Genomic DNA, 14,002 nt, shown 5'->3' with positions numbered 1-14,002 from the left:
CGCCATGACTACCATTAATGAACTGCGTCCTCGCACATCAGCGATTACTTTTCGTGAACTGGTCCGCGACCTCGATGTTCATCAATGGGTGAATGAAGACAAGGCCACCTGTGCCGTCACTGGCGTGACGGTCTCTTCCAGCGACATTGATGCCGGATGGGTGTTCGTGGCAATCCCCGGATACTCCCACCACGGCGCCGAATTTGCCGCAGGTGCGCTTGAGGCTGGCGCGGCCGGCGTCATCACTGATGAGAAAGGTGCGCGGATCCTGCGTGACAGTGGCGCGAGCGTCCCTATTGCAGTTGTCGACGACCCTCGCCAGGCGGCAGCGTTCGTATCTGCACGAGTGGTCGGAAACCCCGATCAGTCACTGACGACCGCAGCAGTGACCGGCACAAACGGAAAGACCACCACAACCTATCTGGTCAGCGCCGCGTTGGGCGCCATACACGATGTTCCTGCGCTGTGCGGCACCGTGGAAACCCGCATCGGTGACATGACGATCTTGGCGACGCGCACCACGAACGAGGCACCGGTCCTGCATCGCTTTCTTGCCTGCGCACAGCAACAAGGCGCTGACAATGCGGTCATCGAAGTGTCCTCTCATGCATTGAGCTTGAATCGTGTTGACGGCATTGTCTTTGACGTCGCCATTTTTACGAATCTGCAGCACGATCACCTGGACTTCTATCACGACATGGAGCACTACTTCCAGGCCAAAGCATCCCTGTTCACGCCCGAGCATGCCCGGCGTGGAATCGTGTGCGTGGACGATGAATGGGGCCAGCGACTGGCACGTGAGGCCACGATCCCGATCACGACTGTTGCGGCCTTGAGCTCGCAACAGGCAGACTGGCACGTCAGTGATATTCATCCGGATCCGCAGACCGCACAAACCGTTTTCTCCCTGACCGATCCGGCGGGGCACACCCACCAGGTTCACAGCCCGGTACTCGGAGAAGTGAACGTGCAAAACTGCGCTGTGGCAATCGCAGCGGCGACGGCAGTGGGTGCGGATCCAGATCAGGCGGTCACTGCCCTCGAGCGGGCACCGCAGGTTCCTGGGCGTATGGAGAAAATCAATCCGGACTGTGACGATCAGCCGCTCGTGATCGTTGATTACGCGCACACCCCCGAAGCTCTGGAATGGATTCTCAAGGATGCGCGCGAACTGGCTGGCGGCCGCGTCGTCCTGGTCTTTGGCACGGACGGTGACCGGGATGCCTCCAAACGCATACCGCTGGCTGAAGTTGCGGCGAGACACGCGGACGTGTTGTGGGTGACAGATGAGAACCCCCGAACCGAGGACGCGGCGGCAATTCGCGCCGAGCTGATGGAGGGAATCCGCAACGTGCGTCCCGACCTGACCAACGTCACGGAGGTTACAACGTGCCGCCGGGATGCGGTACGGTGCGCGATTCAGGACGCCAGTGCGAATGACATCGTCCTGATCACCGGGAAGGGTGCCGAGTGGTATCAGGAGATAGATCATGTCTATCACCGATACAATGACGTGCCGGTTGCACGCGAAGTGCTGGAATACAGTGAACCCCGCAAGCGAGGATGACAAACGTGAGCGAAGAGCAGGATATTGACACAGGTGAAGCCCGCGCACGCTCGATGCGGTCGTCACTGGACAACTATGAGCTCAGTGAATCCGACTTGCAGATCCTTGACGATCACGAGGGCGACCTGCCCTCCAGCACTGAGATGGACGGCTTACCGGTCCTTGCTGTGATCGGGCGACCCAACGTCGGCAAGTCCACGCTGGTGAACCGCATCCTGGGGCGCCGCGAAGCGGTTGTGCAGGATACGCCGGGTGTCACGCGTGACCGTGTCACCTACCAGGCAGAATGGGCTGGTCGCGAATTCCTCGTCGTTGACACGGGCGGCTGGGAAGTCGACGTGCGCGGACTGGATCGCAATGTGGCCGACCAGGCCGAGGTGGCGATCGACCTGTCAGATGCAGTGCTGCTGGTGGTCGACGCGACGGTGGGAATTACCACCACTGATGAACGTATCGTGGAGTTGCTGCGCCGCAGCGGCAAGCCGGTCATTCTGGCGGCTAACAAGGTGGATTCCGCCATGCAGGAAGCAGACGCTGCCTACCTGTGGGGTTTGGGTATGGGCGAACCATACGCCATCTCCGCTTTGCACGGTCGAGGCACGGGTGACCTGCTGGATCGAGTGCTGGCAGTTCTCCCTGAGCGCTCGGCACGAGCCGGTCAACCACGCGATCCCAACATTCGCCGCGTGGCTCTGGTGGGACGACCGAACGTCGGCAAGTCCTCACTGCTCAATGCGCTCGTTGGACATGAGCGCGTCGTCGTAGACTCAACAGCTGGCACTACGCGTGACCCGGTCGATGAGATCGTCACTTTGGGCGACCGCCAGTGGCAATTTGTGGATACGGCCGGTGTGCGCCGCAAAATGCACCGAACAACGGGAGCTGATTTCTACGCGTCGATCAGAACACAGGCTGCGATTGAAAAAGCCGAAGTCGCCCTCGTCCTTTTTGATGCCTCGGAAGTATTGACCGAGCAGGACGTGCGCGTCGTGCAGCAGGTTGTTGATGCCGGGCGGGCACTCGTGATCGTCAACAACAAGTGGGACCTGGTGGACGAGGAACGCCAAAAGGAACTCAAATCTGAACTCGAACGCGAACTCGTGCAGGTCGCGTGGGCGCCGCGCATCAATATTTCGGCGGCAACGACGTGGCATACGAACAGAATCGTGCAGGCGTTGGATACGGCCCTGGCCGGGTGGGAAACACGAATTTCGACAGGTAAGCTGAACGCTTTTCTGGGGCAGCTTGTGGCCGCACACCCGCATCCGCTGCGCGGTGGCAAACAGCCCAGGATCCTGTTCGGAACGCAGGTGTCATCCGCTCCCCCACGCTTCGTGCTCTTCACGACCGGTTTCCTCGACCCCGGATATCGACGTTTCATTGAGAGGCGTCTGCGTGAGGACTTCGGTTTCGCCGGCTCCCCCGTTCAGATATCTGTGCGCGTGCGGGAGCGGCGCAGGAAATAAACTCAGGGCGATGCTCTATTTACTCTTGACTTCGGTCGAACAGGCGGATAACGTACCTTTCATTCGCTACTAGGTGAGGATGCCATGTCTCGACGCGAAAATTCGAATCAACTGCCCGTCGCGCCTCTCTTGGCGACGAAGAAGCTGCCACTGGGTGCGCAGGTTATATGGACGTTTGCGTTCGCCGCTTTTTGGGCTCTGATGGCCTACCTGACTTGGCGCTGGTTTGTCGTCCTGACTGTTGTTTTCGGCATGTATGGCATCTATCTGTCGATCTGCTATGTGCAGTGTCGTCACGCAACGCGCATGAAGGAGTGAATTGACGAGGGTGACCCGTGCGGGAGGCCGGTCGATGATACAGTCATGACCGGACAAGAACGGAGAGCCGACGTGAACGATACGCCCATGATGACACTGCCCGATGGGCCAATTGACATTCGACTGATCGCCAGCGACATGGACGGGACGCTGCTGGATGGCAACTCGAATCTACCGGACGAGTTCTGGCCGCTCATGCATGAACTGGCTGTACGTGACATTGCGTTCGTGCCCGCGTCAGGCCGTCAGCTCGCCACCCTCGACACCATGTTTTCCGGCACAGACGCCGGTCACTCCTACATTGCTGAAAATGGCTCCATCGTCACGTTCCACGGGCAGGTTGTGTCGACCACTTGCATCGACATGCCGACAGTCAATGAAATGATCGATGTGACGCGGCGTGTGAGCTCTGACGGAAGCTACAACCTCGGTCTGGTCGTGTGCGGGCAGAACAGCGCGTATGTTGAACGCACAGATGCCGAGTTTTACGCTGAAGCCCACAAATACTATGCACAACTGGAAGTCGTCGACGACTTGAAGCAGGCCGCGGCGCACGATAACGTCCTGAAACTCGCAACGTATGACTTCACGGATATTTCTGCCTTCGTTGATGATCAGGTTCCCCACTTGCGTCAATCGCATCAGGTGGCAGAATCTTCGCGCCACTGGGTCGATATGATGAATCCTGTGGCGAATAAAGGACGAGGGTTGACTGCCCTGCAGGAATCGCTGGGGATCGGTCCGGAGCACACGGTTGTGTTTGGCGACTTCCTGAACGACCTGGAGCTCTTCGACCATGCCGACTATTCGTACGCGATGGCTAACGCTCATCCGGATGTGACAGCACGAGCCCGATACCGCGCGCCGTCAAATATTGATCACGGTGTCATGACTGTGGTACGCGCGCTACTGGCGCTTTAACGGTGGGCCCGGCCGGTCTCGAACCGACGACCTCTGCGGTGTAAACGCAGCGCTCTGGCCAACTGAGCTACAGGCCCGACACGTGCCACTGACGTGGCACGAGGCATACTTTAACGCACACAGGTACGCAGACGCACTTGAGACGTGCGTGAGATGTCTTACCGGTGTGCGCGCGGACGAGCCGTGACGCAGATTCCGGTCCACGTGTCCCCCATTGAGAACGCGGACGTAGAATGCAGACCTGCCACACTGGCTGCTTCGGCAATGTCCGCCACGGGCACAGTGTTCGGATCAGAAGGCTTGGGGAAAAGAACCCAGATCATGCCGCCGTCGTCAAGGTTTGACGCAACATCGACCAGAACGTCACCGAGGTCTTCCTCTTCAGCGTCGTCAGCGCGCCACCATACCAGTGCGCCGTCGACAACGTCGCCATAATCGACATCGACCAGTTCGTGACCAGTCTCGCGTGCAACCGCATCGCGAACAGCTTCATCGCTGTCATCGTCTACGTAGAATTCCTGGACAACCTGATTTTGGGTGAATCCGAGGCTGATCGCCACGTTGTGTAACCACCTTCCACACGCGAACCCGCTGGGCTCGTGAACTATCTAACGGCACTATAGTAGAGCAGATCTGCACCTGGGAAGAATATTTGCGCCGAAAGTCGCCGCCGATGTGGCTTGACGGGACCTGCGAGTACGGGCGGAAGGCGTCACCCTCGTCAATGAATCAAAATTGAGGCGATTCTCATGGGTCTTAAGCCCTAAAGAAGTCGCAAATCTGGGACTTTCGGGTGAGAATAGAACCACCAGGACATTGGCGACCTACAGGTCTGTCAGCACGAGATAAAAAGGGGTATCTGTGAGCACAAACCAAAAGCATCCCGTCATCAACGGATTGCTCAGTCAAATTCCGGACAACGATCCTGACGAAACCCAGGAATGGATCGACTCGCTCACCAGCCTGATCGATGAAAAAGGCGGACCTCGCGCACGCTACATCCTGCTGCACATGATGGACGAGGCTCGCAAACGCGATGTGCAGCTGCCTCAGGAATACACCACGCCCTACGTCAACACGATCCCCGTTGACCAGGAACCCTACTTCCCCGGCGATGAAGCGATGGAGCGTCAGTACCGCCGCTGGATCAGGTGGAATGCCGCCGTTCAGGTCACGCGCGCTCAGCGCCCCGGTGTCGGAGTAGGCGGCCACATTTCCTCTTACGCATCAGTCGCTACCCTGTACGAAGTGGGTCTCAACCACTTTTTCCGCGGCAAAGACCACCCGGGCGGCGGCGACCACATCTTCTTCCAGGGACACGCCTCCCCCGGCCCTTACGCACGCGCATTCCTCGAAGGCCGCCTGACCGAAGAAGAGATGGACGGATTCCGTCAGCAGGTCAGTGTGGACGGCGGACTACCTTCCTACCCCCACCCACGCCAAATGCCCAACTTTTGGGAATACCCCACCGTGTCACTGGGACTTGGACCGGCCGAGGCAATCTACCAGGCGTGGTTTGACCGCTACCTGCAGTTGCGCGGCATTAAGGACACTTCTCAGCAGCACACCTGGGCATTCCTGGGTGACGGCGAAATGGACGAGCCGGAAGCGCGCGGCATGCTGCAGCTCGCCGCACAGCAGGGCCTGGATAACCTCACCTTCGTCGTCAACGCCAACTTGCAGCGCCTCGACGGGCCTGTACGTGGCAATGGCAAGATCATTCAGGAACTCGAAGCCTTCTTCAAGGGCGCCGGCTGGAACGTCATCAAGGTGATCTGGGGACGCGGCTGGGATCAGTTGCTGGCAGCAGATAAGGACAATGCCCTCGTTCACCTGATGGATGAGACCCTCGACGGTGACTACCAGACGTTCAAGGCCAAAGATGGTGCATACGTTCGTGAACACTTCTTCGGACGTGATCCGCGAACCAAGGCGCTCGTGAAGGACTGGACCGATGAGCAGATCTGGGCTCTGGGCCGAGGTGGCCATGACTACCGCAAGGTGTACGCCGCCTACAAGGCTGCGATGGAGCACACCGGACAGCCTACCGTCATCCTGGCGCACACCATTAAGGGATACGCGCTCGGCACGCATTTTGCAGGACGCAACTCGACGCACCAGATGAAGAAGCTGACTCTGGAGGATGCGAAGGCGCTGCGTGACCGTCTGCAGATCCCGATCAGCGACGAGGAGCTCGAGAAAGATCCGTACAAGCCGCCGTATTACATGCCACCGGCAGACGATCCTGCGTTGCTGTACATGAAGGAGCGTCGGGAGAAGCTGGGCGGATACCTGCCTGAGCGTCGTGCCCATGACGATGCACACCTGCCTGAACCTGCGATGAAGCCGTTCGAGGCTTTGTCGAAGGGCTCAGGAAAACTCGAAGTGGCCACGACAATGGCACTGGTCCGACTGCTCAAAGACCTGCTTCGTGATAAGAATATTGGTCGGCACATCGTGCCGATCATTCCCGATGAGGCACGCACGTTCGGTCTGGACGCTATCTTCCCGTCAGCCAGGATCTTCAACACGCACGGTCAGAATTACACTGCCGTGGACGCGGACATGATGCTGTCCTACAAGGAATCCGAACAGGGGCAGGTGATGCACACCGGTATTACCGAGGCTGGATCTGCGGCTGCCTTGCAGGTCGTGGGCACCTCGTATGCGACGCACAACCTGCCGATGATTCCGTTCTACATCTTCTACTCGATGTTCGGTTTCCAGCGCACCGGCGACCAGTTCTGGGCTGCTGCCGACCAGCTGACTCGTGGCTTCGTCGTGGGCGCGACAGCTGGACGTACCACCCTGACCGGCGAGGGTCTTCAGCATTTGGACGGCCATTCCCCGATCCTGGGTGCAGCCAACCACGGTTTCGTGCTGTACGACCCCGCCTACGCCTACGAAATCCGTTACATCATGTGGGATGGCATTAAGCGCATGTTCTGCGAGCACGATCCCTCGGATACGCGTGACCCGAATGTCATGTATTACCTGACGGTGTACAACGAGCCGATTCATCAGCCCGCAGAACCTGAAAATGTGGACGTGGACGGCATTATCAAGGGCATCTACAAGGTTGATGACCATACAGGGCAGGGCCCGAAGGCTCAGCTTTTGGCATCAGGTGTGGCGGTGCCGTGGGCACGTGAGGCCCGCAAGCTCCTGGCCGAGGACTGGGGCGTGGACGCCGCCGTGTGGTCGGTGACGTCATGGAACGAACTGCGTCGCGATGGCGTGGAAGCTGACGAGCACAACTTCCTGCATCCGAATGAGGATCCGCGCTACGCCTACCTGACAACCAAGTTGTCGGGCTCTGAAGGCCCCTTCATTGGCACGTCCGATTACGATGCCCTGATCATTGATCAGATCCGTCCGTGGGTTCCCGGCTACCTGTACACGTTGGGCGCAGACGGCTTCGGCATCTCCGACACGCGCCGCGCAGCACGACGCTACTTCCACATCGATGCAGAATCAATGGTGGTGCGCACGCTGCAGGCACTGGCCGATCAAAACCAGGTTGACCGCGCAGTCGTCGAACAGGCCATCGAGAAGTACCAGCTGCACAATGTGCGCATCGGTGCCGATGAGGCTGCAGCTTCAGACGAATAAGATGTGAACGCAGACGTGGAGACGCCCTCATCGCTACTCAGTGAGAGTGACGAGGGCGTCTTCGTGTGTCTGCAATTGGCAGAATTACGCGCTAGTGCTTACTTGACGCCTGCTTGGGGGTTTCAGGATCATCGCTGATCTTGGCGCCACGATACTGCGGGTTCGCCAGGTTCTCCGGAGACAGGATCTCATCGACCTGTTCCTGAGACAGGAAGCCCATCTCAACGATCAGATCACCGACGTTCTTGTTTTCTGCCGCAGCTCGTTTACCCACCACGTCACCGGCATGATGCCCGATGACATCGTTGAAATAGGTGACGATACCGATCGAATTCATCACCATGTTTCGGCAGTTTTCTTCGTTGACGGTGATACCGTCCACACACTTTTCACGCAGCGTGTCACATGCGTGGGTGAGCAACGTGGCCGATTCAAACATGCACTGGGCGATCACCGGTTCCATGACGTTGAGCTGAAGCTGGCCGGCCTCGGCTGCCATCGTGACCGTCACATCGTTGCCGATGACTTTGAAGCAGACTTGGTTGACCACCTCGGGTATCACCGGGTTGACCTTCGCGGGCATGATTGAGGATCCGGCAGCCCTTTGCGGAAGGTTGATCTCGTTCAAGCCGGCTCGCGGACCCGATGAGAGCAGACGCAGGTCGTTGCAGATCTTGGACAGCTTGCCAGCGGTGCGCTTCATCGTGGCATGCATGGAGATATACGCCCCGGCATCCGATGTCGCTTCGATCAAGTCTTCGGAGGCTGTCACGTCCAGGCCCGTGATCTCACGCAGATGAGCGACCACTGCCTTCTGGTAGCCCGGAGGCGTATTGAGCCCAGTGCCAATCGCAGTGGCGCCCAGGTTTGTTTCCAGAAGCAGGTTGGCTACGTTGACCAGACGTGGGTCCTCTTCACGCAAAGTCACGCCGAACGCGGTCATTTCCTGACCAATCGTCATGGGGACGGCATCCTGCAACTGTGTGCGCCCCATAGTGAGGACATGCTGATAGCGGGCACCGAGGCGCTCAAACGCGTCGGCCAGATCATTCACGGCGTGCCGCAGCTGGTCGACCTTCTCGTAGGCGGCCAGTCGAAAAGCTGTGGGATACGTGTCGTTGGTGGACTGGGAGTGGTTGACATCGTCGTTGGGATTAATCAGATCATAGCGCCCTCGCTCCTGACCGGTCATCTCGAGAGCGAGATTGGCGATCACCTCGTTGGCGTTCATATTCACCGATGTGCCCGCACCACCCTGGAACTGGTCGATCGGGAACTGGTCGAGGCACGCGCCCTCGTCGATGATGGCATCGCAGGCCTGCACAATTGCATCTGCCGTGGCGGGCTTGAGCACTCGCAAATCCTTATTCGCCAGCGCGGCGGCTTTCTTGACCTGAGCGAATGCCCGAATCAGCTCAGGCACTTCATTGATCGTCCTACCGGAAATCTGGTAGTTTTCCTGCGCGCGCAAGGAGTGGATACCCCAGTAGGCTTCCTGCGGAACGTCGCGACTTCCCAAAAGATCTTCTTCGGACCGATTTCCCACAATATCCTCCGTTCATGTCAGCCCATCGTCGGGCATCTCATCTCAATGTCTATAGTAGTGGTGCTTTAGCGAGGCTGAGGCCACCTCGACCATAGTGCCCTGAGACGTTCATGTGAGGCAACGGCAACAACGTCGAAAGGAATATTCGCAGGACACACTCTGATGCATTCGCCGTAGCCAGAACACGAGCCAAAGTACTGATCCATCGCCTCATTCATGCGCCGGGCACGCTCTGCCCGCTCCAACCCCGGAATGTTCAACGCTGCCAGGTGACCCATCCGTGCACCCGCATACAACGCGGCTGAGCCGTTCGGACACGCCGCAACACACGCGCCGCAGCCGATACACGCGGCCAGGTCAAGTGCACCTTCGGCATCTTGATGACGAATCGGAATCGCGTCCGCATCAGGAGCCAGACCGGTATCAACGGAAGCAAATCCTCCCGCCATCGTGATCCGGTCGAGGACACTGCGATCTACCACAAGGTCACGGATCACTGGAAAGGCGCCCGATCGCAACGGTTCCAGGCGCACATGCGTGCCATCGGCATGAGCGCCGACCCTCTGCATGCAAGCCGGCAGATTCTCACTGAATCCGTGGGGCCTTCCATCAACTTGAATGCCGCATGCACCGCAGATTCCTTCGCGGCAATCCGAATCAAACGCAACCGGCTCGACGCCGCGGGAACTCAGGTTGCGGTTGAGGTGATCGAGGAGCTCCAGAATCGACATGCGTTCATCGCACCCGTCCAGTTCGTAGGAGTGGAATGTTCCGACAGCTTCCGGGGCTTTCTGCCGCCACACGTCGACGATCAGTTTCATTGGTAGTTCCTCGTTGCCAGGGGGACGGTAGTAAACGTCAGCTCTTCGGCGTGGTGAGTGCAGGTAATTGCCAAGGGAGCTGCGCCATCTGTCCTCAGGTCATGCCACCCGTCAGTGGTCCAGGCGGATACGTTCATCCACTGGTCGTCGCGGCGCTGCGCCTCCCCCTGCTCCGTCTGGTATTCACTTCTGAAGTGCGCGCCGCAGGATTCCTCGCGATGCCACGCGTCCACACACATGAGTGTGGCCATCTGAATGCTGTCCTGAAGCCTGGCAGCTGCAACCAAGTCGGTGTTGAAGTGTCCTGTCTCGCCACTGACACGCAGGTCGGCACCCATGCGCTGTTGGAGTGCGTCGATGTCGCTGAGCGCAGCCTCCAGGCTCTCCTTACTGCGCACAACGCCGCACCCCTGGTACATGATATCGCCCAACTTGCGGGCAAAACTGTCCGTCGGAGTAGCTCCATCGATGTGGAGCAGGCCCTGCAGTCGCGATTCGACCCCCTCACGGGCAGCGATCACGCGGGAATCATCGACGGAGAGCAACTCCTGGCCTAAAATGCCTGCCAAATAGTCGGGTACTGTGCGCGGGATTGTGAAAGCACCATCGACGCAGGCGGCAAGCAAGGAATTGGCTCCCAGACGGTTGGCCCCGTGGTAGGCCGCGTTCGCCTCGCCGGCTGCAAACAGTCCCGGGATGGTGGTCATGAGGCGGAAGTCGACCCACAAGCCACCCATTGTGAAATGCGCGCCGGGAGCGATGCGCATGGGGCGAGTGTAGGGGTCCTCCCCTGTTGCATCGAGGTACATGTCAAGGAGGTTGCCGTAGCGCTCAGCGATGACGCGTCGGCCCACCCGCTCCAGTGCGTCCCTAAAATCCAGGTACACGCTGTTTCGTTCGGGACCGACCCCATGGCCCGATTCGATCTGCTCGCGCGCAGCGCGAGAGGCAATGTCGCGAGGCGTGAGGTTTCCAAACGCGGGGTACTTGCGCTCCAGGTAGTAGTCGCGTTCCTCTTCGGGAATGGTGTTCGGGTCTCGGTCATCGCCAGGGCTGCGTGGCACCCAGATGCGTCCGTCGTTACGCAGAGATTCGCTCATGAGCGTGGTCTTGGATTGCCACGGGAATGAGACAGGTAATGCGGTGGGGTGGAACTGGATCATGCTCGGTGAAGCGAGAGCGGCGCCGGCACGGTGAGCTCGCCATATGCCTGTTGTCGAGCAGTTCTTTGCCAGCGTCGAATAGTAGTAGACGTTGCCGTATCCGCCTGTGGCAATCACAACTGCGTGTGCGGGATGGAAGCGGGTGCGTCCGGTGATCATGTCACGCGTGATCACACCGGCGGCCCGGCCGTCAGCAACGACGACGTCGAGCATTTCGTGGCGCACCCATAACGTCACGCGGCCTGCAGCCACCTGACGCATGAGGGACGAGGACGCTGCCACCTGAAGTTGCTGGCCCGTCTGCCCTCGCGAGTAGTACGTTCGTGAAACCTGCACGCCGCCAAATGATCGTGTGGATAACGATCCGCCATATTCTCGGGCGAACGGCACACCCAGCGCGTTCATGTGGTCGATGACGCGCGCCGATTCAATACCCAGTCTCCATACTTCAGACTCTCTGGCGCGGAAATCACCGCCCTTAATCGTGTCGGTGACGAACCGCTGCACGCTGTCCGAGTCGACTCGTCGTGCCCGCGCCGCATTGATACCGCCTTGAGCTGCCACTGAATGGGAGCGTCGCGGCGTATCCAGAGTTGTGATCGCATCTACCCCAAAGCCCAGTTCAGCCAGAGCCGCTGCGGCACTGGCGCCCGCCAGACCGGTCCCCACAACAACCACCCTGAATGTACGCCTGTTCCCGGGTGAGACGAGGCGCGCGTGGGAGACAAATTCGTCCCACATGCGTTCGGGTTCGACTTCAGGTTCATGGGCGTCAACAGGGGCGCCCTCGTCAATGCGCAGATGCGTGCGTCCGGCAGCGAGCGGAAGTGCGAGGGCGGCGCTGATCGCTCCCATGTGCGAAGCGGCGATGACGGTGAGGTCTCCGATCACAACTGCCAAAGCGATCGCATAGCCAGCGATGCGCACAACAGTGCCGATACGTGGTGAGCGCCCACCGAGATCCTGCCAGGCTCGCTCAATGCCGTGGCTGAGGTGAAGGCCTATCGCAATAAGGGCGATGACATATGCCGCGAACATGACAGGCCTGCTCATCGATGCCACCACATTGGCAGCGGCGTAGAAGCGAGAGTCGGGATGGCGGAAAGCGGCCGATTCGACCACTGTGCCAATGGTGAGGTCAAGGAGATGGATCACGATAAAGGCAATGAGGACAAGTCCGGTCGGAAGCATGAGCTTTGCTGCCCAGCCGCGATGCTTCAGCCTGCGCACACCGGGCGTGTGGGTCAACGCGCCGCGGCGCCACAAGATGAGTGCGCCACAGATATGCAGCAGAACACACGACAGTAAGATCACGCGCAGGATCCACAAAACGGACCCATACGGAAGAGCCGGTTCACCGATCGTGCGCAGCCACTGCGCATAGTGATCCATCTGAGCAGGATCGGTCAGGATCTTGACGTTGCCGACCATGTGGATGAAGACGAACGCCGCCATGATCAGGCCTGTGATTGCCATGACGACTTTGCACACCCATGTTGGAATCGTGACGCGCCGCGCGGTGGGCGTCAACGTGCCGTTGATCGTCATGTCCGATCCTCCTCATATCCAGCCTATCGGGTTCGGGAGGGCTCGTGTGCGGTTCAGGACGTCGAGCGAGCTAGGTTGAGCAGGTCCTCGACCGTTGTGAGTGCATCCACGTCCCGGTCGATCAAGGTGATGCCGAGTTCGTGCTCGATTTGGCTGATCACTGAGTAGCGTCCGAGGGTGTCCAGGTCGAGGTCACCTTCGAGTGTCAGGTCTGCGCGCATCCGGTCTGGTTCGATGGAGGTTTCTTCCAGCAGTGCGTTCATGACGGCTTCACCGACCGTATCGTTGTCCTCCTGATCGCTCTGAGGCGGTTCGTCCATGTCGAGGAGTTCGGTCAAATCGATGCCAAGCTGGTCGCCGATCGATCCCATGTCTTACCCCACGCGGTTGAGCCAGCGCACCGGAGCTCCGGCACCGGCATAGCGGAATGGTTCGAGCTCATCATCCCACGCCTGTCCGAGCGCAAGATTGAGTTTGTCGATCATCTCTGTCGGGGAATGTGATTCGTCGAGGGCTGCGCGAATCCTTCCTTCCGGCACGACAACGTTGCCTGCCGTGTCCATTTGGGCGTGGAAGATGCCCAGTGAAGGCGTGTGAGACCAGCGGCCACCGTCAGTGGTCGCGGTGGCTTCCTCGGTGACTTCGTATCGCAGGTGTTCCCAGCCGCGAAGTGCCGACGCGAGGCGGGCGCCTGACCCGGTCTGGCCTATCCATGAGAATTCGGAGCGTACCATCCCGGGTGCAGCATCCTGATCAGTCCACTGCAGGTGCACTTCCTGTCCGAGCGCTGTTCCAACGGCCCACTCGATGTGTGGACACAGCGCTGGCGGAGTTGAGTGCACGAAAAGTACACCACGGGTGTAAGACCTACTCATCGTGACCTCCATTTCGCGTGAGAATCGTCTTCCCCTACGTTCTCAACCGGAAACAGACACGCTGATTCGTGGCGTTACACCCATTATGACGCGTCTACGCCGACTATTCCAGTGCCACGCCGTGAAAGCCTGTTAGCATCGTAGTGTCCCCACTGCGCAGACGGC

Annotated in this window: 11 protein-coding genes and 1 tRNA gene; 5 read left to right on the top strand and 7 right to left on the bottom strand. The window is 59.3% G+C overall.

Features of this window, described 5'->3' with window-relative positions:
- The first annotated feature begins 4 nt into the window (after positions 1-4).
- The 4 genes from BLT69_RS05795 (at position 5) to BLT69_RS05780 (ending at position 4,272) form a co-directional block, all read left to right on the top strand.
- Positions 5-1,567 carry a UDP-N-acetylmuramoyl-L-alanyl-D-glutamate--2,6-diaminopimelate ligase gene (locus BLT69_RS05795; protein WP_092648606.1) on the top strand — a complete coding sequence of 521 codons (1,563 nt, stop codon included), beginning with the start codon at positions 5-7 and terminating at the stop codon, positions 1,565-1,567.
- Positions 1,568-1,572: 5 nt separating this feature from the next.
- On the top strand, positions 1,573-3,033 hold the full coding sequence (gene der, locus BLT69_RS05790) for a ribosome biogenesis GTPase Der (RefSeq protein WP_371935766.1): 1,461 nt from the start codon (positions 1,573-1,575) through the stop codon (positions 3,031-3,033).
- An 84-nt stretch (positions 3,034-3,117) separates the two neighbouring features.
- Positions 3,118-3,351, top strand: a complete 234-nt coding sequence (locus BLT69_RS05785) for a hypothetical protein (RefSeq protein ID WP_092648605.1) — start codon at positions 3,118-3,120, stop codon at positions 3,349-3,351.
- Positions 3,352-3,396: 45 nt separating this feature from the next.
- Positions 3,397-4,272, top strand: a complete 876-nt coding sequence (locus BLT69_RS05780; RefSeq protein WP_227469359.1) for a Cof-type HAD-IIB family hydrolase — start codon at positions 3,397-3,399, stop codon at positions 4,270-4,272.
- Between the two features lie 3 nt (positions 4,273-4,275).
- Here the strand turns inward: BLT69_RS05780 and BLT69_RS05775 are convergent.
- Positions 4,276-4,349, bottom strand: a tRNA-Val gene (locus BLT69_RS05775).
- A gap of 81 nt (positions 4,350-4,430) precedes the next feature.
- The gene (locus BLT69_RS05770) at positions 4,431-4,832 is read right to left on the bottom strand and encodes a DUF3052 family protein (RefSeq protein WP_058236741.1); all 402 of its coding nucleotides are present in this window, start codon (positions 4,830-4,832) and stop codon (positions 4,431-4,433) included.
- 301 nt (positions 4,833-5,133) lie between these two features.
- Between BLT69_RS05770 and aceE the strand changes: the two genes are divergently transcribed.
- Positions 5,134-7,884, top strand: a complete 2,751-nt coding sequence (aceE, locus tag BLT69_RS05765; protein ID WP_070727254.1) for a pyruvate dehydrogenase (acetyl-transferring), homodimeric type — start codon at positions 5,134-5,136, stop codon at positions 7,882-7,884.
- A 91-nt stretch (positions 7,885-7,975) separates the two neighbouring features.
- On the opposite strand, the gene aspA is transcribed toward aceE, so the two are convergent.
- From aspA to BLT69_RS05740, 5 genes are all read right to left on the bottom strand, one after another.
- Entirely contained in the window at positions 7,976-9,433 is a 1,458-nt protein-coding gene (aspA, locus tag BLT69_RS05760; RefSeq protein ID WP_227469364.1) for an aspartate ammonia-lyase, read from the bottom strand.
- A 62-nt stretch (positions 9,434-9,495) separates the two neighbouring features.
- Positions 9,496-10,251, bottom strand: a complete 756-nt coding sequence (locus BLT69_RS05755; protein WP_058236738.1) for a succinate dehydrogenase/fumarate reductase iron-sulfur subunit — start codon at positions 10,249-10,251, stop codon at positions 9,496-9,498.
- Positions 10,248-12,962, bottom strand: coding sequence for a fumarate reductase/succinate dehydrogenase flavoprotein subunit (locus BLT69_RS05750; protein WP_092648604.1), 2,715 nt, complete (start codon positions 12,960-12,962; stop codon positions 10,248-10,250). Before BLT69_RS05750 ends, BLT69_RS05755 begins: the two co-directional genes overlap by 4 nt.
- Before the next feature lie 53 nt (positions 12,963-13,015).
- On the bottom strand, positions 13,016-13,333 hold the full coding sequence (locus BLT69_RS05745; protein WP_058236737.1) for an acyl carrier protein: 318 nt from the start codon (positions 13,331-13,333) through the stop codon (positions 13,016-13,018).
- 3 nt (positions 13,334-13,336) lie between these two features.
- Positions 13,337-13,837: a DUF3145 domain-containing protein gene (locus tag BLT69_RS05740; protein ID WP_092648603.1), complete on the bottom strand. Its 501-nt coding sequence runs from the start codon at positions 13,835-13,837 to the stop codon at positions 13,337-13,339.
- Between the last annotated feature and the right edge of the window lie 165 nt (positions 13,838-14,002).

The sequence above is a fragment of the Schaalia radingae genome (genome assembly GCF_900106055.1).
Taxonomy (GTDB): domain Bacteria; phylum Actinomycetota; class Actinomycetes; order Actinomycetales; family Actinomycetaceae; genus Pauljensenia; species Pauljensenia radingae_A.
This window is presented reverse-complemented; position numbering and strand designations above follow the sequence as displayed.

What these genes read in the sequence shown, in the direction of transcription:
- BLT69_RS05795 (WP_092648606.1), top strand. Translation starts at nt 5, where the DNA reads ATGACTACCATTAATGAACTGCGTCCTCGCACATCAGCGATTACTTTT.
- BLT69_RS05785 (WP_092648605.1), top strand. Translation starts at nt 3,118, where the DNA reads ATGTCTCGACGCGAAAATTCGAATCAACTGCCCGTCGCGCCTCTCTTG.
- BLT69_RS05780 (WP_227469359.1), top strand. Translation starts at nt 3,397, where the DNA reads ATGACCGGACAAGAACGGAGAGCCGACGTGAACGATACGCCCATGATG.
- BLT69_RS05755 (WP_058236738.1), bottom strand. Translation starts at nt 10,251, where the DNA reads ATGAAACTGATCGTCGACGTGTGGCGGCAGAAAGCCCCGGAAGCTGTC.
- BLT69_RS05750 (WP_092648604.1), bottom strand. Translation starts at nt 12,962, where the DNA reads ATGACGATCAACGGCACGTTGACGCCCACCGCGCGGCGCGTCACGATT.
- BLT69_RS05745 (WP_058236737.1), bottom strand. Translation starts at nt 13,333, where the DNA reads ATGGGATCGATCGGCGACCAGCTTGGCATCGATTTGACCGAACTCCTC.
- BLT69_RS05740 (WP_092648603.1), bottom strand. Translation starts at nt 13,837, where the DNA reads ATGAGTAGGTCTTACACCCGTGGTGTACTTTTCGTGCACTCAACTCCG.